Here is a 23,535-nt window from a genome sequence, read left to right as displayed (position 1 = left end):
CCACATCCGGTCCGAACGGGTCGCATCCGGTCCGAACGGGTTGGATGCGGCCGGGGACCAGCTACAGCCTCTCTCAGGTCGAGTCGCGGTGCACCACCCGCGCGCCCAGTACCTCGTGGGTCTCGGGCGCCGCGCCCGGTTCGCGCACCACCCGGTCGACCAGTTCCGCGAGGTCGCGCCCGGACGGCAGTTCGATGTGGACGGTGCTGAGGCGGGGCCGCAGCAGTCGCCCGAGCATGAGGTCGTCGGCGCCGATGACGGCCGTCTCGTCCGGGATACCGACGCCCTCCTCCTGGAGGGCGCGCATCAGCAGCATGGCGTACTCGTCGTTGTAGGCGAACACGGCGTCCAGGCCGAGCGAGCGCCAGCGCGCCGCCAGCCGGGCGGCGGCGCCCTCCTCGTATGCGAGCGGCAGCGCGGTCGCGGTGGCGTCGGTGCCGGTCAGGGACCGGCGTACGCCGTCGAGCCGGGACTGGGAGAAGATCTCCAGGCCGGGTTCCTCGGGCACCACGACGCCGATCCGGCGGCGGCCGCGGGCCAGCAGGTGGACGCCCGCGCTGTGGCCGACCTTGTCGTGGTCCATGAGCAGCGCGTGCGCACCCTCGACGCGCTCGGGACCGAGCGTGACGACGGCCCGGGCGCCGGAGCGCTTGAGGACGGCCACGCCCTGCGGGCCGAGGTCGCTGCCTGGCACCAGCACGGCGACCGGTCGCAGCTCCGCCCAGGCGCGGGCGGCCTCGTCGCCGTGCAGGCCGACACTGCCGTACTGCACGACCGTGTAATCCAGACGGCCCAGCGCCCACTGAAGTTCGTTGAAGAACTGGCTGTAGAGCGGTCCCACGGGCACGCTCGGCGCGGGCATCAGGACCATACGGCTGTGTCCGGCGCGCAGGGAGCGGGCGGCGGCGTGCGGAACGTACCCGAGTTCCTTGGCCGCTTCGTGGACGCGGCGGCGGGTGGGTTCGCTGATCCGGACGGCGCTGGTGTTGTTCAGTACGTACGAGACGGTGGCCCGGGAGACGCCCGCCAGGCGTGCCACATCGGCACTCGTCGGCACGGGTCGTTGCGCGGGCGTCGGCGGGACGGGCTGCTTCGGTATCTGCACCATGACGTCTCGCATCCTTGCAGAAACCCCGGTCACTCCTTCGCGCCGGGGGAACCTCGTGAGCCCGTGGTGCCGGAACACCCGCTTCCGCGAGGGAACTTCCGCATCTCGTGCGGGATGACCCGTGGTGCGTTTACCGTGCGGTAGACGACGTGCTCCGGAGGTGGTCAGGTATGACTCACGACCGTGCCGCAGGTCTGGCGGAGTGTGCGCGCGCCCTCGCCCACGGGGAGGTGAGCGCACGCGAGCTGGTCGAGCGGGCGCTGACCCGTATCGAGGCGACGCAGCACTCCCTGAACGCCTTCCGGGTGGTGCGCGCCGAAGCGGCGATCGCCGAGGCCGACGCGGCGGACAGGGAACTCGCCGCCGGAGTGCGCAGGCCCCTGCTCGGCGTACCGGTGGCGGTGAAGGACGACATGGACGTGGCGGGCGAGCCGACCGCGTTCGGCTGCCGGGGTGTGTTCCCGCCCGAGGCCGAGGACGGGGAGGCGGTACGGCGGCTGCGCGCGGCCGGCGCGATCGTCATCGGCAAGACCAACACCTGCGAGCTCGGCCAGTGGCCGTTCACCGAGGGGCCCGCCTTCGGCGCCACCCGCAACCCCTGGCACGCCGAGCACACCCCGGGCGGCTCGTCCGGCGGCTCGGCGGCGGCGGTCGCGGCGGGCCTTGTCCCGGCCGCGCTGGGCTCGGACGGCGCGGGCTCGGTCCGCATCCCGGCCTCCTGGACCCACCTCATCGGCATCAAGCCGCAGCGCGGCCGGATCTCGACCTGGCCGCGCGCGGAGTCCTTCCAGGGCATCACGGTCAACGGCACCCTCGCCCGTACGGTCGCGGACGCCGCCCTGCTCCTGGACGCGGCGAGCGGCAACCACGACGGCGATCTGCACCGCCCGCCCGCGCTGCGGGTGTCCGAGGCGGCGGGCCGCGAGCCGGGCCGGCTGCGGATCGCGCTGTCGCTGAAACCACCGTTCACGGCCCTGCCCGCGCGCCTGGACCCCGTCGTACGGGCGCGGGTGCTCGCGCTCGCGGAGCGGCTCGCGGCGCTCGGCCACACGGTGGAGGAGGCCGAGCCCCGGTACGGGCAGATCGGGCTCACCTTCATCCCGCGCGCGACGGCCGGGATCGCCGAACGAGTGCGTGACCTGCCCCACCCGCACCTCCTCGACCGGCGGACCCTGGGCGCGGCCCGGCTCGGCCGACTGCTCGGCGGAGCACCCCTGCGCGTGGCACGGCGCGCCGAGGCGTCCCTGCACCGGCGGATCGGCGCGCTCTTCGACACGTACGACGTCCTGCTCGCGCCGACCACGGCCGCTCCCCCGCCGCGCATCGGCTCGATGATGGACCTGAACGGCCTGGGCACCGACCGCGCCATGATCGCCGCCTGCCCCTACGCCTGGCCGTGGAACATCCTGGGCTGGCCGGGGGTGAACGTCCCCGCGGGGTTCGTCGACGGCGGCCTGCCGGTCGGCGCCCAGCTCCTCGGTCCGGCGAACAGCGAACCGCTGCTCGTCTCCCTGGCCGCCCAGTTGGAGGCCGACCAGCGCTGGCACGAACACTGGCCGCCGCACGGGGCGCCCGCGGACTCCCCCGCGGTGTAGACGAGTCGGGTCGACTGCACGTGCCGGTGGGCGAGTTCGGGGCGCGTGCCGGTGAGCGAGTTCGCCGCGAAGACACTGACCAGGGGATTTCGGCCGTACGCTGGCCCCATGGACGATGCGTCGATGGTCGGGTTGATGGGGCGGGTGACCGGCACGGTCGGACCCGGGCTCGTCGGTGAGGTGATCGTCCGGGTCCGCGGCGGCGCCGAGCACTTCCTCGCGTACCCGGCCGCGGCGAAGGAGCGGATCGAGCGCGGCACGGTGGTGATGGTGGTCGAGTACCTGCCGCCGCGCACGGTGTACGTATCGGCCGCGTACGACAGTTGACGGCTCGTCTGTGCACGCTCCGCCCCAGGTGAGAGCGGTGTGCGTCAAGATTGCAACAAGGATCCGTCAGCGTCTGTACCCCGGTCTTGCGCAGGAGCACACTCCCTTCGTTCGGTGCCGATAGGGCACCATCCAAAGGGGGCGTATGCCGATGGTTGTCGGCGTCGTGGCGGGGGCTGTTGTCCTCGCACTGATCTTCATCGTTGTGGTCTTCAAGCTCATGTGGCGTGTCGCGGAGCCCAACGAAGCACTGATCATCTCCGGTTCGAAGCATCGGACCGAAGGCCTTGAAGAGGGCATGGGATTCCGCATCGTGACGGGGCGCGGCACGCTGGTGCTGCCGGGTGTGCAGGCGGTACGGAAGATCTCGCTCGACCTCAACGAGACCGAGCTGCACGTGGACTGCGTGACCACCCAGGGCATTCCGCTGAAGGTGCGGGGTGTGGTCATCTTCAAGGTGGGCGACGACTTCGTGTCGATCGCCAACGCGGGGCGTCGCTTCCTCGACCAGCAGAAGATGATGTCGGAGCGGGTGCACAACGTGTTCGCCGGTCATCTGCGGTCCATCGTCGGCGGGTTGACCGTCGAGGACATGATCCGCGACCGGGAGAAGCTGACCGGCCAGACCCGCGCCGCGTGCGGTACGGAAATGGAGAAACTCGGTCTGATCGTCGACTCGCTGCAGATCCACGAGATCGAGGACCCGACCGGGTACATCAAGAACCTCGCGATGCCGCACGCCGCCGCCGTGCAGCGGGACGCGCGCATCGCGCAGGCGGAGGCGAACCGTCTCGCCACCGAGGCCGAACAGAAGGCCGCGGCCCGGATGTCGGAGGCGACCCGGGACAGCGAGATCCTTCAGGCCGGCTACCAGGCCGAGCGTGACAAGGCGGCGGCGAAGGCGCGGCAGGCCGGACCGCTCGCGGACGCCGCGGCCCGGCAGGACGTCGTCGTGCAGGAGACCCGGATCGCCGAGCTCGACGCCCTCCGTCGTGAGCAGCAGCTCCAGGCGGACGTCCGCAAGCCGGCGGACGCCCAGGCGTACGAGACGCGGGCCCGCGCCGAGGCCGAGCGTGACGCGCGTATCTCGGCGGCTGAGGCCAAGGCCAAGGAGACCGAGCTCGCGGCAGCGGCGGAGGCGAACCGGGTCAAGACGGCCGCCAACGCGGAGGCCGAGGCGACGAAGGCCCGGGGTGCGGCCGCCGCGACGGCGACCAGGGCCACGGGTGAGGCCGAGGCCGCAGCGGCTCAGGCCAAGGGTCTCGCGGCGGCCGAGGCGACCCGGGCGCAGGGTCTCGCGGAGGCGGAGACCATCAAGGCGAGGGCCGCGGCCCTCGCCGAGAACCAGGAGGCGGTGGTTGCCCAGCAGCTCGCCGAGAACTGGCCGGAGATCGTCCAGGCGGGCGCCAGCGCGTTCGGGAACGTCGACCACATGGTGCTGCTCAACGGCGCCGACGGTATGTCGGACATGTTCGCCAAGGCGCTCACCATGGGCGGCACGGGCCTCGGCCTCGCCCGTCAGCTGCTCTCGTCGATGAACCAGGACGGGACGGCCGGCAACGGTACGGGGAGCAACGGCGCCACCGGGCTCAACGGGGCCGTACCGCCGCGCACGGAGAAGGTGCCGGTGGAGGGGGACGGCAAGCTGTGACATCTGAGGAGAGCGCCGGGGACTGATCCCGGCGGGGCGACGAGGGTGTTCCAGTCCCTCGTCGCCCGCTCTGCGTGGGCGATTCGGCCCTCCGCTCCGGCTGCTCGGCCTGTTCCGCCCCATCGGTCTATTCGGCCGACTCGGCCGCGGCGCCGATCAGGCCGTCGAGCCAGGCCTGGTGGCCGTTGAGCATGGGGTTCGGCCGCTCGGTGGCCAGCGCGGCGGCGGGCCGGCCGATCTGGGTCTCCTGGGTGAGGACGCGGACCCGGCCGCCGGGCAGGTCCTCCACGAGCCAGGCGTGCAGGACGTCGAGCCGCTCCTCGGGCGTGCCGTCCTGCTTCGCCGTCCAGGACAGACGGCCCGGGGTGTCTTCGGCGGGCGCCTGGAACTCCACGACGTGCGCGTCCAGCGGCGGGAATCCGAAGGTGCCGAAGCCGAAGTGGATGCCGTCCCTCAGCACGGGGCCACCGCCCTGCGGAAAGCTGATGTCGGCGACGTTGTCGTAGTACGACTCCCACCGCGAGGTGTCGACGAGGTGGCGCCAGACGTCGGCGGCGCTCAGGCCAGCCACGACGACCTCGTTGGAGACGAAGTTGTCTCCGGTGCCCGGCAGGTAGCGCTCGGGCCAGGTGATCGCGTTCTGGGTGGTCATGGCAGGTCCCTTCAGGAGGTACGAAGAGGGTGTTCGGCGGGGGTGTCCGGGGCGTCGCGGGAAGTGGCGACGATTCGACGTTAGGCCCGGCCGCCATTCGACAGCCAATAGGAGAGCAGATTCCTCCCATCGGTACTCCGATGGGAGCCGGGGTTAGGCTGGTCGGCATGAAGAACGCGACCGAGGAGACCTCGCCCCTCTCCGCCCGGGAAAGGATCACGCCGCATGTCGATCTGAACCTGCTGCGGACCTTCCTCGCCGTCTACCGCTCCGGCTCGTTCACCGGCGCCGCCCCGCTGCTCGGCCTCTCCCAGCCGACCGTGACCGCCCAGATCCGCACCCTGGAGCAGCAGACCGGACGCGAGCTGTTCACGCGCCTCCCGCGCGGCGTGGAACCCACGCCCCTCGCCCATGACCTGGCGAACCAGGTGACGGGCCCTCTCGACGCGCTCGCCGCCCTGGAAGGCCGCAGCGACGTACTCGGCGGGCAGGCCGCGCCGGTGCACCTCGCCGGGCCTTCGGAGTTGCTGTGCACCCGCGTGCTGCCCGCGCTCGCGCCGCTCGTCGCCGAGGGCGTACAACTGCGCGTCACGCAGGGGCTGCCCGAACCCCTCGTGGACGACCTGCGCGCGGGCCACCACGATCTGCTGATCGCGACCAGGCGGCCGCGCGGGCGCCTCGCGGCACTGCCGCTGGCGGACGAGGAGTACCTCCTGGTCGCCGCTCCGAGCTGGGCGCGGCGCGTCGGGGAGCACCCGTCGGCCGAGGACATCTGCACCGCGGTCCGGGACGTTCCCCTGGTCACCTACGCCGAGGACCTGCCCCTCGTGCGCCGGTACTGGCGCAACGTCTTCGGCAAACAGCTCGCGGCCCGGGCCGCGGTCACCGTGCCCAACCTGTACGCCGTCGTCTCCGCGGTCACCGCGGGCGCCGGCTACAGCGTGCTGCCCCGTTCCCTTTGCGAGGAGCACCTCGCAGACGGACGCCTCGCGCTGCTCCACGAGCCGGTCGAACCGCCCCTCAACACCCTCTTCCTCGTGCAGCGCCCCGGCGCCGACGCCAACCCGGACGTCGTACGGGTCCGCGACCGCCTCCAACACGCGGCGCGGACCTGGTAGTCCGCCATCTCGGCCACCCGCTCGGCGGGTTGGACAGGGCAGGCTCTAACGTGAGCCGCGTGACTGCCTTTACCGATGACACCACCGAAGACGTTCCCGGCCGCTACGACCCTTCCGCGACCACCGAGGCCGAACCCCGCGAGGTGGGACGGGTGCGGACGGAGTACGCGCCCGCGCACGACGGCGACCCCGATCCCGGCGAGATCGTCTGGACATGGGTGCCGTTCGAGGAGAACGACGGGCGGGGCAAGGACCGTCCGGTGCTCGTCGTCGCCCGCGAGGACGCCGGCACGCTGCTCGCCGTCCAGCTGTCGAGCAAGCGGCACGACGGGGACCGGGAGTGGGTGCCGATCGGAAGCGGGCCCTGGGACCGGTCGGGGCGGGACTCGTGGGTGGATGTGGACCGGGTGCTGCGGCTGCACGAGGACGGGATGCGGCGGGAGGCCTGTGCGCTGGACCGGATGCGGTTCAATTCGGTCGTGCGCCGCTTGCAGGAGCGGTACGGCTGGCGTTGAGGGCCCGTACCTGGGCGAACGTCTGCTCGAAGGAGCCTCGCGTCGCCTGATCTCCCGTGCGGTCCAGGACGCCGAACACGACCTGCTCGAAAGCACCCTCGAAGCGGCCCGTGACCAGCAGGTCGTGGAACGCGCCCGCCACCTGCGCCGGATCGTTCCGGAAGACGCCGCAGCCCCACGCGCCCAGCACCAGCCGGCGGTAGCCGTGGGCCGCGGCGGTCTCCAGGACGCGCTCGGCGCGTACGGCCAGGGCGGGTCCCAAGTCGGGCCCGCGCTCCGGGGCCGTGCGCAGGACGACTCCGGCGTTGGGGGCGGCGGCGGTCAGGAATCCGGCCGTGTACGGCTCGTCGAGCAGAGCTCCGCGGTCGTCACGGAAGACGGGCACGGCGGGTGAGTGGATGACACGGTCCGTGTAGACCGGATCCCGGTGGGCGCGGTGGTGGTCGTAGAACTCCCGGGCCCGCAGCAGACACGTGTACAGCGCCGAGGCCCGGCACAGGGCCTCCTCCTGGGCCTGTGCGCCGTTCAGGAAGCCGCCGCCCGGGTTGCGCGCCGAGGCGAAGTTCAGGACGGCGACCGGGTCGGCCGGGCGCCCCGCGTCCTTGCGCACGAGCCGTCGGGCGGCCTCCAGACTGCTCTCGCCCGTCACCTCGAACAGCGTGCTCTCGCGCGAGGGGCCGGCGGCTGGTGCCCCGACCGGTCCGGGGCCGTACATGCGCGTTCCCGTCCGCGCGGCCTCGACGGCCGCGGCGATCGACACCTCGCGCCCGTCGGAGGCGCGGTACCCGCCCGCCGCGACGATCTCCTGCGTCTGCTGCGCGAGCGCGCGCAGGCGCGCACTCATGGCGCGACCCCCGTACGCGCCACGAGGACGCCCCTCGCGATCTCCCCCGTCGTGCCCATGAACGCATCGTGAGCGATGCTGGTCCTACGGCGCAACGGAATTTCCCAGCCCCGTAAACAGCGCCTCGCGGCCCGGCAAACAGCGCCTCCGGAACCCGCGAGCGACGATTTGCACCCTTGTGCGAACCGCCAAGAGGGTCTTGGGTGGGACGAGCGATGCCGGTCCGGCACCACAGAAGTCGGGCCGGCGGCATGGTGGAATCTCAGGAGGATCCCGACATGTCCGATTCGGTGAGTGACTGTACGGAGCGCCGCTCCGCCGTCACCGAGGCCGAGGTGGAAGCGCTGGTCCGAGGCATCTGCTTCAAGACCGGACCGCCTCGTACCCTCGGTGTCGAAGTGGAATGGCTCGTCCACGAGCTGCGGCAGCCGCAGCTCCCGGCATCACCCGAACGACTCAAAGCGGCGTACGCCGCACTGCGGACCCTGCCCCTGCGTTCGGCGCTCACCGTCGAACCCGGCGGACAGCTGGAGCTGAGCTCCCTTCCCGCCGCCTCCCTGATGGAGTGCATCGGGTCCGTCTCCGCCGACCTCGACGCGGTACGCGCGGTACTGCGCGAGGCGGATCTCGGCCTCAGCGGGTACGGCCAGGACCCCTGGAACCCCCCGAGCCGCTTTCTCCATGAGCCGCGCTACGACGCCATGGAGCAGTACCTCGACCGGGCGGGCCCGGAGGGGCGGGCCATGATGTGCTCCTCCGCCTCCGTCCAGGTGTGCCTGGACGCCGGATACGAGGAGCCCGGCCCCCTGGGGCACGGGCGCCGCTGGTGGCTGGCGCACCAGCTGGGCGCGGTCCTGGTGGCCGCGTTCGCGCACTCGCCGGTGGCCGGTGGCCGGTACACGGGCTGGCGCTCCACGCGGCAGTCCCTGTGGGCGGCCATGGACCCGGGACGCTCCGCCGCTCCCCCGCTGGGCGGCGATCCGCGCGCCGCCTGGGCCCGGCACGTCCTGGACGCGCCGGTGATGTGCGTCCGGGCGCCGGACGGCCCCTGGGAGGTACCGGAGGGCCTGACCTTCCGGGCGTGGACCAGGTCCGAGACACCGCCCGACCGGGCGGATCTCGACTACCACCTGACGACGCTGTTCCCGCCGGTCCGCCCGCGCGGCCATCTGGAACTGCGCATGATCGACGCGCAGCCCGGCGACGACGGGTGGATCGTGCCGCTGGCGGTGACGGCGGCACTGTTCGACGACCCGGAGGCCGCGGAGGTCGCCTACCGGACCGTCAAACCCCTCGCGGAACGCGCCGAGGCACGGCCCGCTCCGTGCAACCCGCTGTGGAACGACGCCGCGCGGTACGGCCTGACCGACCCCGAGTTGCGTGAGGCCGCCGTCACCTGTTTCGCGGCCGCCGCCGAGGCGTTGCCGCGCCTGGGCGCCACCGCCGAGGTGCGGGAGGCCGTCGCGGAGTTCACGGACCGCTATGTGGCCCGGGGCCGCTGCCCCGCCGACGATCTGCTGAACCGCTTCCACAGCCGATTCCATGGTCATCTCGACGGGAAGGACATCCGCACATGACCGCCCCCTCAACACCCACGGATCCGGAGTCACTGCGGGAGCGCGCGCTCGACGCGCTGACCACGGCCCGCGACCGCACCGCGCTCCTGACCTCCTGCGTGGAGGAGCCCGAACTGACCGCGCAGCACTCGCCGTTGATGTCCCCACTGGTCTGGGACCTGGCACACATCGGCAACCAGGAGGAGCTGTGGCTGCTGCGTGCGGTCGCGGGGCGGGACGCGATGCGGCCCGAGATAGACGGGCTGTACGACGCGTTCGAGCATCCGCGCGCCGAGCGGCCCTCGCTGCCGCTGCTGCCGCCCGCCGAGGCCCGTCAGTACGCCGCCGAGGTACGCGGACGGGCGCTGGACGTGCTGGAGAGCACCGCGTTCCGGGGCACGCCGCTGACCGAGGCGGGCTTCGCGTTCGGGATGATCGCCCAGCATGAACAGCAGCACGACGAGACGATGCTGATCACCCATCAGCTCCGCAAGGGGCCCGCCGCCCTCACCGCGCCGGACCCCGCCCCCGTGCCGCCGTTCACCGGACCCGCCGAAGTCCTGGTCCCCGGCGGCCCGTTCACGATGGGCACGTCCACCGAGCCGTGGGCCCTGGACAACGAACGCCCCGCCCACCGACGCGAGGTCCCGCCCTTCTTCATCGACACCACTCCGGTGACGAACGCCGCCTACCAGACCTTCATCGAGGACGGCGGCTACGACACCGAACGCTGGTGGAGCCCGGCGGGCTGGTCCCACATCCGCTCCCACGGCATCGAGGCGCCGCTGTTCTGGCGCTGCGAGGGCGGACAGTGGCTGCGGCGTCACTTCGGCGTCACCGAGGTCGTACCGCCCGACGAACCCGTGCTGCATGTCAGCTGGTACGAGGCCGACGCGTACGCCCGCTGGGCGGGGCGCCGGCTGCCCACCGAGGCCGAGTGGGAGAAGGCGGCCCGCCACGACCCGGCGGCCGACCGCTCCACGCGCTACCCGTGGGGCGACGCCGACCCCACCCCCGAGCACGCCAACCTCGGCCAGCGCCATCTGCGTCCGGCCCCGGCGGGCAGCTATCCGGCGGGGGCTTCACCGCTCGGCGTACGGCAGTTGATCGGTGACGTGTGGGAGTGGACGTCGAGCGACCTGCACCCCTATCCCGGGTTCGCGGCGTTCCCGTACAAGGAGTACTCGCAGGTGTTCTTCGGTCCGGAGTACAAGGTGCTGCGCGGTGGCTCGTTCGCCGTGGACCAGGTGGCCTGCCGGGGGACGTTCCGCAACTGGGACTACCCGATCCGGCGGCAGATCTTCTCCGGGTTCCGCACGGCCCGCGACGGGGTCGCCTGATGTGCCGTCACCTGGCCTACCTGGGACCGCCGGAACCGCTCGGCCGACTCCTCGTGGAACCGCCGCACAGTCTGTTCCGGCAGTCGTGGGAGCCACGCCGGCAGCGGCACGGGACGGTCAACGCCGATGGTTTCGGCGTGGGTTGGTACGCCGAAGGGGATCCGGTGCCCGCGCGGTACCGGCGCACCGGGCCGATCTGGGGCGACCAGTCCTTCGCGGACCTGGCCCGGGTCGTCAGGAGCACGGCGCTGCTCGGCGCCGTACGGGACGCCACCATGGCGGGAGCTGACGGGGAGGCCGCGGCGGCGCCGTTCGCCGCGGACCGCTGGCTGTTCAGCCACAACGGCGCCGTACGGGGCTGGCCGGGCTCCCTCGCCCCGCTGGTGACAAGCCTGCCCCCGGCCGAACTGCTGTCCCTGGAGGCCCGCTGCGACTCCGCGCTCGTCTGGGCGCTGCTCCTGCACCGGCTGCGCTCCGGTGACAACGAGGGCCAGGCGCTGGCCGACACCGTCCTGGAGGTCGCCGAGGCGGCCCCCGGATCCCGGCTCAACCTGCTGCTCACCACCGGCGACACGATCTCCGCGACGGCCTGGGGCGACACCCTCTGGTACCTCGCCGAGCCCGGCCGCCGCACCGTCGTGGCGTCCGAGCCGTACGACGACGACCCCCACTGGCAGGAGGTGCCGGACCGCACGCTGCTCGCGGCGAGCCGCACCGACGTCCTGCTCACCCCGCTCAAGGACCCGCACGCGCAGGAAGGCGCGCACGACCCCTTGGCATCCGCACGCACCAAGGAGCCCAGCACGTGAGCCCGTTCCTTCTCACCCGCACCCTGCCCGAGGACGCCACGGACGCCGCGCTGCGCGCCGACGTCCTGCACGGCCTCACCCACACCCCCAAGACCCTGCCGCCGAAGTGGTTCTACGACGCTCATGGCAGCGAGCTGTTCGACCAGATCACCGAACTGCCCGAGTACTACCCCACCCGGGCGGAGCGCGAGATCCTCATCGCCCGGGCCCCCGAGATCGCCGCGACGACCGGTGCGCGCACCCTCGTCGAGCTGGGGTCCGGTTCGTCCGAGAAGACCCGCCATCTGCTCGACGCGCTACCGGGGCTGCACACGTACGTGCCGGTCGACGTCAGCGAGAGCGCCCTCACCCAGGCCGGGCAGGCGCTGATCGCCGAGCATCCGGGGCTCGGCGTGCACGCGCTGATCGCCGACTTCACCGGCGGCCTCGCGCTGCCGGGAACACCGGGGCCGCGGCTGGTGGCGTTCCTCGGCGGCACCATCGGCAATCTGCTGCCCGCCGAACGGGAGACGTTCCTGGCGTCCGTGCGGGCGCTGCTCTCCCCCGGCGACACGCTGCTGCTCGGTACGGACCTCGTCAAGGACGAGTCGGTGCTGGTCGCCGCGTACGACGACGCGGCGGGGGTGACGGCCGCGTTCAACAAGAACGTGCTGCACGTCGTCAACCGCGAGCTCGGCGCCGATTTCGACCCCGCCGCGTTCGCCCATGTCGCCCTCTGGGACGACAAGCGCGAGTGGATCGAGATGCGGCTGCGGTCGCTGACCGAACAGACGGTGAAGATCCCCGCGCTCGACCTCGCGGTCGAATTCGCCGACGGCGAGGAACTGCGCACCGAGATCTCGGCGAAGTTCCGCGAGGACGGGGTACGTCGCGAACTCGCCGCCGCCGGGCTCGATCTGGCCCACTGGTGGACGGACCGGGAGGGCCGTTTCGCCCTGTCGCTGAGCGTGGTCCGCTGATACCCGCCCGGGTGGCCCGCCTCGACGGTGGGCCACCCGGGTGAGGGCCTTCTGGCCTGGTGTGGATGACCAGTTGACCAGGTCGTGGACGGCCGGGCCCGCAAGGTCCATGCCCTCGCCGAGGCCGGCCGCTCCTTTCCGGACTGAGAGGTCGTCCTTGGCTGTACCTGGCGCAGCCCCGGACGGCTTCGAGGGTTCGCCCGCCGTTGCCGGTGACGGGCTACAACCTCTTCATTTGTGGTCGCGCAGGAAGCTGGGGATCTCGTCGCGGGTCGGGTAGTTCGGCAGGAGGGCCGGCTTGTCCTGAAGGAACGCAGTGATGACGGCGGTGGCTCGGTCGTTGTTGTCGTCCAGGCCGTTCCACATGTGGTGTCCGACTCCTGGCATGTACTGCGTGCGCTGGATGGCGGGGTCATCGGCAAGGATGGCGGTCGCCCATTGACGGACCTGGGAGGAGCACTCGGCGATCATCAGCATCGCGGGGGTCCGGGACTGGCGCAGATGCGGTGCGATGGAGGGCGAGTCCTTGACCGTCTGCTGGACGCGGAGGCTGGCGGCGGGGCTGAAGGAGAAGTTCTGTGCGGTGTCCTCAGCGGGGATGCGGTGCGCGTCGCGCGCGCAGTAAGCGGATGCGGTGTCGCTGCCGAGGTCCGCGGCGGTGAAGGCGTTGTCACCTTCGGCCTGTCCGATCAGTCCGGTGGCGGGGCTGAGGAGGCCGAGTCGCATGAGGCCGAATGCCACGGCGTACCGGGGGGTGTGCGTCGATCGCGGTCCGGTCATGGCCGACGCGAGACCTCGTGCGGATTTTCGGCCCTTGTGCCCGGTGATGTGCGCGGTGGGGCCGTCCATGGGGCCGGGCTCGGCGATGATCGCCCGGTGCAAGCGTGCGGCGACGCTCGGGTCGGCCAGGGCTCGGGTGAGCACGGCCCCGCCTGAGGAGAATCCGAGGATGTCGACCTTGCCCTTGTCCAGGCGGTCGACGAAGGCGGCGAGGTCGCGGACCGACCTGGCAATCGTGTACTGGCCCATGGGGAGCAGGTCACTGCGTCCGCCACCGGCCTGTTCGTAGGCGTAGACGTCGTAGCCCTGGCGTGCCAGGAGTTGCAGGAACCGGTGGTCGAGCACCGAGATGCCACGGACGGGTCCGCCGTTGAGGTACACGAACGGAATGGGATGCCGGGGGCCGGGGTTCGCGGGCGGGTAGTGATACACCGCGACGCGGCTGCCGGTCGACAGGCTCCAGTGCTGCGTGGTCACGAACGGCAGGGCGGACGGGTACCGCCGGGCCGTCGGCACGGTCGGGATGCAGACCACCGCCGTCAGTGCTGCCGCGACAACCACCGGCAGGAACGGCACGAGTCGCGCCGGCCAAGTGCGGCGCCGGCCCCGCCACATGGCGAGGACAGCCCCGACTCCAAGGGTCGTCAGCCATGCGGCGAGCCCCGAGCCTGCCCCGTCTGTGAGGGCGATCAGTGCGAGAAAGACGACGGCCAGCGTCGCGACGGCGGCCAGGGCCGGCAGTAAGCGTCCGGTGAAGCGGACGAGACGTATGGCGGACGTGGGCACGGCGGACCTCCAACAGTTTCAGAACTCTGTTTCAAAACGACGTTATCAAAGAGGGTAGGCTGCTGGTCGTGGGTAGGCCGAGAACAAACGACGAGGCCGTCAAAGAGCGGCTTGTGGTGTGCGCGACCGAGATGCTCGCCACCCGTCCGCGAGAGTCGCTCACGGTCCGTTCCGTGGCCGCTGCTGCCGAGGCGTCGACCACGGCGGTGTATTCCTTGTTCGGTGACAAGGACGGGCTGATCGGTGCGGTGCGCGACAGAGCAGTCGCCGGCCTGTTCCAGGACCTGTCGGCGGCGCAGACCTCCACGGACCCTCTCGCCGACCTCTACGCGCTGGCCATCGCCTACCGTCGTTGGGGGCGCGAACACAGCCACCTGTACACGGTGCTGTTCGGTGGCGTGCAGTCCTTCGACCCGTCGGGTGAGGTCGGTGCCAGTGACCCGATCCGTCCACTCCTCGCAGCGATCGATCGCGCCTTGACGGCGTCCGTCCTCGTCGGCGAGGCAACGTCGATCGCTCTGTCGATCTGGGCCACCCTGCACGGGCTCGTGACTCTCGAACTGGCTGGGGCCCTCGACGCCGCCACGGCCGAGGCCGCATTCCGGTCGGCGATTCACGCCACCTTGCGCGGATGGACGACCCCAGCGGTGTTCCGCAGCCTTCGCCAAGCCGAACTCGCTCCCTGACAGGATCAGGGCCGGTATTCGGGCCCTCCCGGTCCTGGCTGGGGCCCTGGCATGACGGAGCGGCACCCGACGCGCGTCCTCCGCTGGGCGCTGCGCCTCCACCCGGCCGGCTACCGCGCCGAGCACGAGGCCGAGCTGACCGCGATCTGTACCCGGGCGACGCGGGACGCCGGCCCGCCCGGCACACTGCACGAGGCGCTCGACGTCGCCGTCGCGACGGCCGACAGCGTGGTGGAACTGACCTCTGCCGGGATCTCACACAAGCGCACCCGGCCCTACCGGCCGCAGACCCATGGCAAGGTCGAACGCTTCAACCGCACTCTGCTCGACTCCACCCTGCCCGACTCATGGGCTCACGCCCGCCCCTGCCGCTCGGGGCAGGAACGACACGTCCCCAACCTCACAGGGCCATGCACCTGGGTCACCCACGGTGCCCCGACATCTCGCGCACCGCCGCACCGTGAGGCACCGTGGAGTGACGCGTGGCGCACCCGCCACGGCGGAGAGGAGCACCCGCATGTCCGACCACACGTATCGGGTCACCGAGATCGTCGGCACCTCCCACGAGGGCGTCGACCAGGCCATTCGCAACGGGATCTCCCGGGCCTCGCAGACCCTGCGCAACCTGGACTGGTTCGAGATCACCCAGGTCAGGGGGCAGATCGTGGACGGAGAGGTCGAGTACTACCAGGTCGGTCTGAAGGTCGGCTTCCGCCTGGAGGACGGCGCCTGAGCCCCGGGGCTTCTGAAGCCCCGGGAGGCCCTTGGCCGCCCTGACCGGCATGCGATGCCCCACAACGGTGGCGCCACCGCACGCAAAAGCCCCGGCCCACTCCACCCCACCCACCCACCCACCCACCCACCCACCCACCCACGGTGCGGCAACTTCCGAGGGCCCCCTCGATTCCCCCGACGGACCCCTGGACTAGGTCCATCCCTCCCGCTCCTGTGCGTCCTTCAAGGCCGCGGACGCCGTGGCCCAGCGGGCTCGGACGACCCTGAAGCCGGCCCGTTCCGCCTCGTCGCAGACGAGTTCGTCGTCGTCGACCAGGACGTGGATCTCGCGCTCGCGCGCGAGCCGGCGCAGGACGTCCAGTTTGGTGTGGCGGGCGGGCCTGCGGTCGTCGTTGCGCCGCATCCAGACGCGCCCCTCGGGCAGCCCCTGCGCGGCCAGCCACTCGACGGTGTCACGGCGGCAGCGCTCGGGACGGCCGGTCAGATAGACCACCTCGCACTCCTGCGTGCTGCGCAACGCCAGGGCCACCCCCTCCGCGAGCGGCGGATCCTGCGGCGCGGCCGCGAAGAACGCGTCCCAGTCCCTCGGCTTGCGCTCCAGGAACCGCTGCCGGTGCGCGCTGTCCGCGAGCGTGCCGTCGAGGTCGAACACGGCGAGCGGTCTGCTGGTCTTCTCCCCGGTCTTCTTCCTGGTCTTCTCCGTCACGCGGACCACCCTAAACAGGGCCGCCGACACCCGGCGCACCGCAGCCGCCGCCCGCCCCTGTGAACCCGTGGCCCTCTCGCGCCAACTTCCTTCACCACAAGCACTATTCACATCACCCAGCAAGCCCTTACCGTGATGCCTCGCACTGCATATTGCACAGCATGTCGCACAACATTCGGTATTTCGAACGAGAGCAGGGCGGTGAAGGGACACCACCGCCCGGTTCTCCGGCATGCGGAGGTCGCTGTGAACCCCCCACTCGACAGACGTCACTTCCTCGCCGTCACCGGCACGTCCGCGGCCGCCCTGACCCTGGCCGCGGCCGGCGGCGGCACGGCCCACGCCTCGACCGGGACCAACGCCTCGGGCGCCCCGGGCGCCCACGACGCCACCACACCCGTCGAGCCGTTCCCCCTCGGCTCGGTGACCCTCCTGGACAGCGCCTTCCGGGCCAACCAGCAGCGCAACTCCGCCTATCTGCGCTTCGTGGACATCGACCGGCTGCTCCACACCTTCCGTACGAACGTCGGCCTGCCCAGCACCGCTCAGCCGTGCGGTGGCTGGGAGGGCCCGAGCGTCGAGTTGCGCGGCCATTCGACCGGCCATCTGCTCTCCGGGCTCGCCCTCGCCTATGCCAACACCGGGGAGCGGGCCCTGCGCGACAAGGGTCGCCGGCTCGTCGCGGCGCTCGCCGAGTGCCAGGCCGCCTCCCCCGCCGCCGGCTTCGGCGCGGGCTATCTGTCCGCGTTCCCGGAGAGCTTCTTCGACCGCCTCGAAGCCGGGACCGGCGTATGGGCGCCGTACTACACGATCCACAAGATCATGGCCGGGCTGGTCGAGCAGCACCGGCTGACCGGCAGCGGACAGGCCCTCGACGTCGCGCTGCGCGAGGCCGAGTGGGTCGACCGGCGCACCGAGCCGTTGCCGTACGAGCAGATGCAGCGGGTGCTGGAGACGGAGTTCGGCGGCATGAACGACGTGCTCGCCGATCTGCACGCCCTCACCGGCGACGCCAAGTGGCTCGCCGTCGCCGAACGCTTCACGCACGCCCGCGTCTTCGACCCGCTGGCCAGGAACGAGGACAAGCTCGCGGGGCTGCACGCCAACACCCAGATCCCCAAGATGGTCGGCGCCCTGCGCCTGTGGGAGGAGGGTCTGCCCGACCGCTACCGCACGATCGCCGAGAACTTCTGGCAGATGGTCACCGACCACCACACCTACGTGATCGGCGGGAACAGCAACGGCGAGGGCTTTCACGAACCGGACGTCATCGCGGGCGAGTTGTCCAACAACACCTGCGAGAACTGCAACAGCTACAACATGCTGAAGCTGACCCGCCTGCTGCACTTCCGCACACCCCGGCGCATCGATCTGCTCGACTACTACGAGCGCACCCTGTTCAACCAGATGCTCGGTGAGCAGGACCCTGACTCGACGCACGGCTTCAACATCTACTACACCGGCCTGGGCCCCGGCGCCGTCAAGCAGCAGCCGTCCTTCATGGGCACCGACCCGGACGCGTACTCGACCGACTACGACAACTTCTCCTGCGACCACGGCACCGGCATGGAGACGCAGGCGAAGTTCGCCGACACGGTCTACTCGCACGACCGGCACCGGCTGCTGGTGAACCTGTTCATCCCGTCGCAGGTCAACTGGCGGGAACGGAACATCACTTGGCGGCAGACCACCTCCTTCCCCGACCGGTCGTCGACCGTGCTGACCGTCACCGCCGGACGGGCCGCGCACCAGTTGCTCATCCGTATCCCGTCCTGGACCGCGGACGCCCGCGCGACGCTCAACGGCCGCGCCCTGCCCGACCGTCCTAAGCCCGGCAGCTGGCTGACCCTCGACCGGGAGTGGCGGGCCGGAGACCGGGTCGAGGTGTCGCTGCCCATGCGCACGGTCATCGAGCCCACGCCCGACGACCCCGACGTACAGGCGGTACTGCACGGCCCGGTGGTCCTGGCAGGGGCGTACGGGGACCGGGCGACGCCGTGGCTGCCGCGCCTGGACACCGGATCCGTACGGCAGGAGTCGCAGGAGCCGCTGCGGTTCACCGCCCGCGCCGACGGCGAGGACGTCTCACTGCTGCCCATCTCCCGGGTGCACCACCAGCACTACTCCGTGTACTGGCAGACCGGTGAACCGCCGCCCCCGCCGCCCGAGTTCGCCGCCTGGCACCGTTTCGACGAGACCTCCGGGAGCACGGCCGCCGACGCCACGGGGAACGGGAAGGCGGCCCAGCTCGTCGGCGGTGCCGCCTGGACGGCGGCCGGCGCCGACGGTGGCGCGGTGGCGCTCGACGGCACGGACGGGTACGTACGCCTGGCCGACGACCTCCTCGCGGGCGCCACCGTCTACACCCTGGCCACCTGGGTGCGGCTGGACGGCCAACCCGGCGTCTGGAGCCGGGTGTTCGACCTCGGCACCGGCGTCACGGCCAACATGTTCCTCACCCCGCTCAGCGGCGACGGCACCCTCCGCTACGCCATCACCGCCGGGGGCGCGGGCGCCGAGCAACGCATCGACGCCGCGCCGCTGCCCACCGACCGCTGGGTGCATGTGGCGGTGACGTACGGCGGCGGGACCGCCCTCCTGTACGTGGACGGGCAGGAGGTCGGACGGAACTCCCAGGTCACCGTGGATCCACGCTACTTCGGCAACCACATCCGTGCCGGGTACCTCGGCAGGTCGCAGTACGCCGACCCCTTCTTCAGGGGTGCGGTCGACGACTTCCGCGTGTACGGCAAGACCCTCACGGCCGAGGAGGTCGCCGCCCTGGCCCAGGCCTAGGCGACGCCACCTCGACGTGTGCGCAGGACGGGTGGGGACGCGGAGCCGCCGCGCCCTCACCCGGATCAACAGATACAAGGAGAGCCGCAAAAGTGATCACCCCCGACCGGAACGCGTCCTCGACGCCGCTCGACCCGTCCCGCCGCAGTCTGTTGCGCGCGATGGTCGCCATACCCGCGACCGCACTCGTGCTGGGCGAACTGCCCGGCCTGCTCGGCTCGGCCGCCGCCGCGGCCCCCGCCCACGGCTCCGCCACCCGCTACACCATCGTGCCGTTCCTCAACAGCGACGACGGCACCGTGAACGTGTACCAGTCGGACGACGCCACCGACTTCCGGCTCGTCAAGTCCTCCGCCTACACCCCGCCCAGCAACCGCATCCGCGACGCCAGCGTGTTCAAGCACACCGACGGCTACTACTACATCACCTACACCACACACACCTGGCAGGACGTCAGCACCACCATCGGCTTCGCCCGCAGCTCCGACCGGGCCAACTGGGCCTTCCTGTACGACTACACGGTCCCGCTCACCGGTCTGTCCCGCGCATGGGCGCCCGAGTGGTTCGTCGACAGCGACGGCAGCGTGAACGTCATCGTGTCGTGCTCGACCACCGACAACGAGTGGATCTTCACGCCGTATGTGATGAAGGCCGCCAACTCCGCCCTCACCGCGTGGAGTTCACCCGTAGCTCTGTCCGGCATCGGTGCCAACCACATCGACACGTTCATCGTGAAGATCGGCTCCACCTACCACGCGTTCCCGAAGAACGAGACGACGAAGTACATCGAGTACGCCACCGCCTCCAGCCTGACCGGGCCGTACACCATCAGCCGCACCGGCGACTGGGCCGGCTGGGGCGGCACCCGTGAGGGTCCCTCGGTGATCCAGCTCGACAACGGCGCCTGGCGGATCTTCTTCGACGGCTACGGCGACGGCAGTTACTACTACAGCGACAGCTACGACACCTTCGCCACCTGGACCGCCCCGAAGAAACTGCCGGGCATCTCCGGAACGGCCCGCCACTTCACCGTGATCAAGGAGACGGTGTCCGGCGGTGTCGACCTGGCCACGGGCGTGACCCGTTCCTTCCGGTCGGGCAACTACTCCACCCGCTACTGGCAGGAGCAGTCCACGCTGCTCAACCTGCCCGTGGTCAGCAGCTCCAGCACCGCCGCCGAGAAGCAGGCGTCCGCCTTCACCGTGGTGCCGGGCCTCGCCGACGCGAACGCCTACTCCTTCCGGGACGCCGCCGGCAACTACCTGCGCCACTGGGACTTCCGGGCCCGCTTCGACGCGGCCGACGGTACGTCGACGTTCGCCAAGGACGCCACGTTCGTCCTCCGCACCGGCACCCCCGACGGCGCCGTCCGCTTCGAGTCGTACAACTACCCGGGCTACTACCTGCGCCACTACGACTACCAGCTCCGTGTGGACGTGTCGGACGGCACCGACCTCTTCCGCCAGGACAGCTCCTTCGTACCCGTGACGGCCTGGGCATGAGCGCCGCAGCCGGGGCCTCATCAGCATCCACAGCCATATCCGCATCCACAGCCTCACCCGAGGAAGAGAGGGAGATGAACCTGATGAGCGACAGCCCGGGCCCCCTTCAGCCGTCCCGCCGCACCGTGCTGGGGGCGATGGCCGCCCTCACCGCCTCCTTCGCCGTCGGCGCCCCGTCCGCCCGCGCCGCGACCGGGTCCGCGTACGTGATGGGCTACTTCACCGAGTCCCCGAACGGCCTCGGTGACGACTACGGCCTCCATCTCGCCGTCAGCACCGACTCGCTCCAGTGGATGCCGCTGAACCAGAACAACCCGGTCGTGACCCCGACCGGGGGCACCGGCGGCCTGCGCGACCCGTTCATCCTGCGCAAGCAGGACGGCACATTCGTCGTGCTCGCCACCGACCTCAAGGGCACCGACTGGAGCCTGCAGAGCCAGTACATCCATGTCTGGGACTCCGCCGACCTGCGCTCCTTCACCGGCTACCGGCGGCTGAAGCTGCACGACATGGCCACCCACAGCTGGGCTCCGGAGGCGTACTGGGACGCGGGACGCGGCCAGTACGGGATCATCTACTCGGCCGTCAACTCCACGGGCCACAACGTCATCATGGTGAACTACACCACCGACTTCGTGACCGCGTCGACGGCCCAGGTCTTCTTCGACCCCGGCTACGACATCATCGACGGCGACCTGGCCGTGGGCGTCGGCGGGGTCAACTACCTCTACTTCAAGAAGGACCAGACGCTGGTCGGCGCCAAGTCGACCTCCCTGGACCCGGGCAGCTTCACCGTGTTCAGCACACCCGTCGCGCACGGCGGCACCGAGGCCCCGATCCTCGTGAAGTCCCAGACGTCGAGCACCTGGTACCTCTGGGGAGACACCTACACCCCCAACGGTGTCTTCTACGCCTGGCAGACCAGCGACCTGGCCTCGGGCACCTGGACCGCGGTCGACCAGCGGCTCTACACCCAGCCGGTCAACTCCAAGCACGGCACCATCCAGCCGATCACCACCACCGAGTACGACAACCTCGTGGCGGCGTACGGCAAGCCGGGCTGGAACCGCATCAAGTCCTACAACTACCCGGACCGTTACGTCCGCCACGCCAACTACGTCGGCCGGATCGACGCCTACCCGTTCGACCCGTACACCGACGCGGAGTGGAAGCTCGTGCCGGGGCTCGCCGACAGCTCCGGGGTGTCCTTCCAGTCCGTCAGCTATCCCACACGCTATCTGCGGCACTACAACTACCAGCTGCAACTCGACGTCAACGACAGCACGACGACGTTCGCGCAGGACGCCACTTTCTACCGGACCGCGGGCCTGGCCGACACCTCCTGGTCATCTTTCCGCTCCTTCAACTATCCGGACCGTCACATCCGCCACGCAAACTACGTCCTGCGCATCGATCCCATCTCCACCAGCACCGAAAAGGCCGACGCCACGTTCTCGGTCGGCTACTGACGCCCCGTCACCCCCCGGTATCCAGTCCCCAGGAGACACCCCCATGTCACCTCTCCGAAGAGTCCTCGCCACCCTGGCCGCGGCAGCCGCGGCCCTCGGCGGACTCACGGCAACCGCGCCCGCCGCGGCGGCCGCCGACTCGGGCACCTTCAACGTGCTCAGCTACAACGTCGCCGGACTTCCCGAGAGCCTCTCCAGCGCCTCGACCCCGCGCGACACCAGCACCACGGCGATAGGCCAGCGGCTCGGCCCGTACGACATCGTCCACGTGGAGGAGGACTTCAACTACCACGCCTATCTCTACGCGGGCGACACCACGCACGCCTACCGCACACCCACCAGCGGTGGCGCCGGGATCGGCAGCGGGCTCAACACACTGTCGAAGATCTCCTACGACACCGACGACTTCGAGCGGGTGCACTGGAACTCCTGCCAGATCGACTCGGGCGACTGCCTGACCCCCAAGGGCTTCACGTTCATGCGGGAGCGGCTGGCCGAGGGCGTCTACGTCGACTTCTACAACCTGCACACCAACGCGGGCACGAACGACGGCGACCTGGCCTCGCGGGCGGACAACCTCAACCAGCTCACGGCCTTCATCCAGAGCCACTCCAAGGGCAACGCCGTGGTCGTCATGGGTGACACCAACACCCGCTACACGCGCACCGGCGACACGATCGCAGAGTTCGGCGCGGCCAACGGCCTGACCGACGCCTGGGTCAAGCTCATCCGGGGCGGCACCCCGCCGGCCAAGGGCAGCGACGCGCTGGTCTGCGACCAGACCGGCGCCACCGTGCCCAACACCTGCGAGGTCGTGGACAAGATCCTGTACCGCGGCAGCAAGCTGGTCACGCTCAACGCCACGAGCTACAACAACGAGCACGCGAGCTTCCTGACCTCGGACGGGCTGATGCTCTCCGACCACGACCCGATCACCGCCAAGTTCGCCTGGTCGCGCAACACCGCCTTCCAGCTGAGCGACCAGTTCGGCGGCCCGCACGGGGACTACTTCAACGACATCGACAGCGTGCCGGCCGGGGCCAGGGCGACGGCCCTCACCCTGCGCAGCGGCTCGCGCGTCGACCAGATGGGCCTGACGCTGAGCAATGGCACGACGCTGGCCCACGGCGGCACGGGCGGCACCGCGTCGTCGCTCACGCTCGGCAGCGGCGAGTACGTCACCTCGGCGCAGCTGTGCCAGGGCGTGAAGGACGGCAACACCCGGATCTTCTACGCCAAGTTCACCACCAACCTCGGCAACAGCCTGGCCGGCGGTACGACGACCTCGGACTGCGTGACCCGCACGGCGCCGTCGGGCTGGCAGATCGCCGGGTTCCACGGTCGCACGGGCGACGAGGTCGACAAGATCGGCTTCATCTACACCCAGCGCTGACCGGACACGACCGAGCCCGTGGCCCCTGGTGTGCGCACACCAGGGGCCACGGGCTCACTTGCTCACTCACTCACTCACTCACTCACGAGGAGAGCCACTCGGTGGCGTTCAGCGCGAGGGCGGCGTTGGTGGCGCCGGTGTCGTTCCAGCCGTCGTACAGCGTGTTGCCGGACTGGCCGGTGCCGTCGTCGATCGGCGAACTGTCACC

At 70.8% G+C, this 23,535-nt stretch carries 20 protein-coding genes and 2 pseudogenes; 16 read left to right on the top strand and 6 right to left on the bottom strand.

The window, feature by feature from the left end; translation table 11 throughout:
- Positions 1 to 73 precede the first annotated feature (73 nt).
- Complete coding sequence (locus tag ACZ69M_RS10265) at positions 74 to 1,108, bottom strand: LacI family DNA-binding transcriptional regulator (protein WP_470048444.1); 1,035 nt, start codon at positions 1,106 to 1,108, stop codon at positions 74 to 76.
- Positions 1,109 to 1,278: 170 nt separating this feature from the next.
- On the opposite strand from ACZ69M_RS10265, the gene ACZ69M_RS10260 reads away from it, so the two are divergent.
- From ACZ69M_RS10260 to ACZ69M_RS10250, 3 genes are all read left to right on the top strand, one after another.
- On the top strand, positions 1,279 to 2,703 hold the full coding sequence (locus ACZ69M_RS10260; RefSeq protein ID WP_470048442.1) for an amidase: 1,425 nt from the start codon (positions 1,279 to 1,281) through the stop codon (positions 2,701 to 2,703).
- A gap of 108 nt (positions 2,704 to 2,811) precedes the next feature.
- Entirely contained in the window at positions 2,812 to 3,030 is a 219-nt protein-coding gene (locus ACZ69M_RS10255) for a hypothetical protein (protein WP_095857581.1), read from the top strand.
- 145 nt (positions 3,031 to 3,175) lie between these two features.
- Positions 3,176 to 4,681, top strand: a complete 1,506-nt coding sequence (locus ACZ69M_RS10250; protein WP_470048440.1) for a flotillin family protein — start codon at positions 3,176 to 3,178, stop codon at positions 4,679 to 4,681.
- 127 nt (positions 4,682 to 4,808) lie between these two features.
- Here the strand turns inward: ACZ69M_RS10250 and ACZ69M_RS10245 are convergent, their stop codons facing one another.
- The gene (locus ACZ69M_RS10245; RefSeq protein ID WP_470048438.1) at positions 4,809 to 5,333 is read right to left on the bottom strand and encodes an SRPBCC family protein; all 525 of its coding nucleotides are present in this window, start codon (positions 5,331 to 5,333) and stop codon (positions 4,809 to 4,811) included.
- Positions 5,334 to 5,500: 167 nt separating this feature from the next.
- Here ACZ69M_RS10245 and ACZ69M_RS10240 point away from each other — a divergent pair, with 167 nt between their 5' ends.
- Both ACZ69M_RS10240 and ACZ69M_RS10235 read left to right on the top strand, forming a co-directional pair.
- On the top strand, positions 5,501 to 6,451 hold the full coding sequence (locus tag ACZ69M_RS10240; protein ID WP_470048436.1) for a LysR family transcriptional regulator: 951 nt from the start codon (positions 5,501 to 5,503) through the stop codon (positions 6,449 to 6,451).
- A gap of 59 nt (positions 6,452 to 6,510) precedes the next feature.
- Complete coding sequence (locus tag ACZ69M_RS10235) at positions 6,511 to 6,966, top strand: type II toxin-antitoxin system PemK/MazF family toxin (RefSeq protein WP_470048434.1); 456 nt, start codon at positions 6,511 to 6,513, stop codon at positions 6,964 to 6,966.
- Here ACZ69M_RS10235 and ACZ69M_RS10230 read toward each other — a convergent pair.
- On the bottom strand, positions 6,920 to 7,810 hold the full coding sequence (locus ACZ69M_RS10230) for a TIGR02452 family protein (RefSeq protein WP_470048432.1): 891 nt from the start codon (positions 7,808 to 7,810) through the stop codon (positions 6,920 to 6,922). The genes ACZ69M_RS10235 and ACZ69M_RS10230 overlap by 47 nt on opposite strands.
- Positions 7,811 to 8,088: 278 nt before the next feature.
- Between ACZ69M_RS10230 and egtA the strand changes: the two genes are divergently transcribed.
- From egtA to egtD, 4 genes are read left to right on the top strand one after another with little or no spacing between them, the layout of a single operon-like run.
- Entirely contained in the window at positions 8,089 to 9,387 is a 1,299-nt protein-coding gene (gene egtA, locus ACZ69M_RS10225) for an ergothioneine biosynthesis glutamate--cysteine ligase EgtA (RefSeq protein ID WP_470048430.1), read from the top strand.
- A complete protein-coding gene (gene egtB, locus ACZ69M_RS10220) occupies positions 9,384 to 10,706 on the top strand; it encodes an ergothioneine biosynthesis protein EgtB (protein WP_470048428.1) in 1,323 nt (440 codons plus the stop codon). The genes egtA and egtB overlap by 4 nt, the downstream gene beginning before the upstream one ends.
- Complete coding sequence (egtC, locus tag ACZ69M_RS10215) at positions 10,706 to 11,515, top strand: ergothioneine biosynthesis protein EgtC (protein WP_470048426.1); 810 nt, start codon at positions 10,706 to 10,708, stop codon at positions 11,513 to 11,515. The genes egtB and egtC overlap by 1 nt, the downstream gene beginning before the upstream one ends.
- Positions 11,512 to 12,474, top strand: a complete 963-nt coding sequence (gene egtD / locus ACZ69M_RS10210) for an L-histidine N(alpha)-methyltransferase (protein WP_470048424.1) — start codon at positions 11,512 to 11,514, stop codon at positions 12,472 to 12,474. Before egtC ends, egtD begins: the two co-directional genes overlap by 4 nt.
- 231 nt (positions 12,475 to 12,705) lie before the next feature.
- Here the strand turns inward: egtD and ACZ69M_RS10205 are convergent, their stop codons facing one another.
- On the bottom strand, positions 12,706 to 14,040 hold the full coding sequence (locus ACZ69M_RS10205; RefSeq protein ID WP_470048422.1) for an alpha/beta fold hydrolase: 1,335 nt from the start codon (positions 14,038 to 14,040) through the stop codon (positions 12,706 to 12,708).
- A gap of 68 nt (positions 14,041 to 14,108) precedes the next feature.
- Between ACZ69M_RS10205 and ACZ69M_RS10200 the strand changes: the two genes are divergently transcribed.
- The 3 genes and pseudogenes from ACZ69M_RS10200 (at position 14,109) to ACZ69M_RS10190 (ending at position 15,459) form a co-directional block, all read left to right on the top strand.
- The gene (locus tag ACZ69M_RS10200) at positions 14,109 to 14,726 is read left to right on the top strand and encodes a TetR/AcrR family transcriptional regulator (protein ID WP_470048420.1); all 618 of its coding nucleotides are present in this window, start codon (positions 14,109 to 14,111) and stop codon (positions 14,724 to 14,726) included.
- Between the two features lie 249 nt (positions 14,727 to 14,975).
- Positions 14,976 to 15,113 (top strand): annotated as a pseudogene (locus ACZ69M_RS10195) (integrase core domain-containing protein); the annotation flags it as partial.
- A 130-nt stretch (positions 15,114 to 15,243) separates the two neighbouring features.
- Positions 15,244 to 15,459 carry a dodecin gene (locus ACZ69M_RS10190; protein ID WP_352047419.1) on the top strand — a complete coding sequence of 72 codons (216 nt, stop codon included), beginning with the start codon at positions 15,244 to 15,246 and terminating at the stop codon, positions 15,457 to 15,459.
- A gap of 192 nt (positions 15,460 to 15,651) precedes the next feature.
- Here ACZ69M_RS10190 and ACZ69M_RS10185 read toward each other — a convergent pair whose 3' ends face one another.
- Complete coding sequence (locus ACZ69M_RS10185; protein ID WP_470048418.1) at positions 15,652 to 16,167, bottom strand: phosphatase domain-containing protein; 516 nt, start codon at positions 16,165 to 16,167, stop codon at positions 15,652 to 15,654.
- A 246-nt stretch (positions 16,168 to 16,413) separates the two neighbouring features.
- On the opposite strand from ACZ69M_RS10185, the gene ACZ69M_RS10180 reads away from it, so the two are divergent.
- From ACZ69M_RS10180 to ACZ69M_RS10165, 4 genes are all read left to right on the top strand, one after another.
- Positions 16,414 to 18,963, top strand: a complete 2,550-nt coding sequence (locus tag ACZ69M_RS10180) for a beta-L-arabinofuranosidase domain-containing protein (protein WP_470048416.1) — start codon at positions 16,414 to 16,416, stop codon at positions 18,961 to 18,963.
- 161 nt (positions 18,964 to 19,124) lie between these two features.
- A complete protein-coding gene (locus ACZ69M_RS10175) occupies positions 19,125 to 20,465 on the top strand; it encodes an AbfB domain-containing protein (RefSeq protein ID WP_470049322.1) in 1,341 nt (446 codons plus the stop codon).
- A gap of 83 nt (positions 20,466 to 20,548) precedes the next feature.
- Positions 20,549 to 21,934 (top strand): glycoside hydrolase family 43 protein, encoded by a 1,386-nt coding sequence (locus ACZ69M_RS10170; RefSeq protein ID WP_470048414.1) that lies wholly within the window; start codon positions 20,549 to 20,551, stop codon positions 21,932 to 21,934.
- 43 nt (positions 21,935 to 21,977) lie between these two features.
- Entirely contained in the window at positions 21,978 to 23,327 is a 1,350-nt protein-coding gene (locus ACZ69M_RS10165) for a jacalin-like lectin (RefSeq protein ID WP_470048412.1), read from the top strand.
- Between the two features lie 88 nt (positions 23,328 to 23,415).
- Here ACZ69M_RS10165 and ACZ69M_RS10160 read toward each other — a convergent pair.
- Positions 23,416 to 23,535 (bottom strand): annotated as a pseudogene (locus ACZ69M_RS10160) (hydrolase); the annotation flags it as partial.

The sequence above is a fragment of the Streptomyces sp. NPDC107454 genome, from assembly GCF_055582885.1.
The sequence above is the reverse complement of the archived record's forward strand: the minus strand, read 5'-3'. Positions and strand labels throughout refer to the sequence as shown.

Coding starts and splice junctions, on each gene's coding strand:
- ACZ69M_RS10165 (WP_470048412.1), top strand. CDS start 21,978: ATGTCACCTCTCCGAAGAGTCCTCGCCACCCTGGCCGCGGCAGCCGCG.
- ACZ69M_RS10175 (WP_470049322.1), top strand. CDS start 19,125: ATGGTCGCCATACCCGCGACCGCACTCGTGCTGGGCGAACTGCCCGGC.
- egtA (WP_470048430.1), top strand. CDS start 8,089: ATGTCCGATTCGGTGAGTGACTGTACGGAGCGCCGCTCCGCCGTCACC.
- ACZ69M_RS10260 (WP_470048442.1), top strand. CDS start 1,279: ATGACTCACGACCGTGCCGCAGGTCTGGCGGAGTGTGCGCGCGCCCTC.
- ACZ69M_RS10240 (WP_470048436.1), top strand. CDS start 5,501: ATGAAGAACGCGACCGAGGAGACCTCGCCCCTCTCCGCCCGGGAAAGG.
- ACZ69M_RS10190 (WP_352047419.1), top strand. CDS start 15,244: ATGTCCGACCACACGTATCGGGTCACCGAGATCGTCGGCACCTCCCAC.
- ACZ69M_RS10245 (WP_470048438.1), bottom strand. CDS start 5,333: ATGACCACCCAGAACGCGATCACCTGGCCCGAGCGCTACCTGCCGGGC.
- ACZ69M_RS10265 (WP_470048444.1), bottom strand. CDS start 1,108: ATGGTGCAGATACCGAAGCAGCCCGTCCCGCCGACGCCCGCGCAACGA.
- ACZ69M_RS10170 (WP_470048414.1), top strand. CDS start 20,549: ATGAGCGACAGCCCGGGCCCCCTTCAGCCGTCCCGCCGCACCGTGCTG.
- ACZ69M_RS10230 (WP_470048432.1), bottom strand. CDS start 7,810: ATGAGTGCGCGCCTGCGCGCGCTCGCGCAGCAGACGCAGGAGATCGTC.
- ACZ69M_RS10250 (WP_470048440.1), top strand. CDS start 3,176: ATGCCGATGGTTGTCGGCGTCGTGGCGGGGGCTGTTGTCCTCGCACTG.
- ACZ69M_RS10255 (WP_095857581.1), top strand. CDS start 2,812: ATGGACGATGCGTCGATGGTCGGGTTGATGGGGCGGGTGACCGGCACG.
- egtB (WP_470048428.1), top strand. CDS start 9,384: ATGACCGCCCCCTCAACACCCACGGATCCGGAGTCACTGCGGGAGCGC.
- egtC (WP_470048426.1), top strand. CDS start 10,706: ATGTGCCGTCACCTGGCCTACCTGGGACCGCCGGAACCGCTCGGCCGA.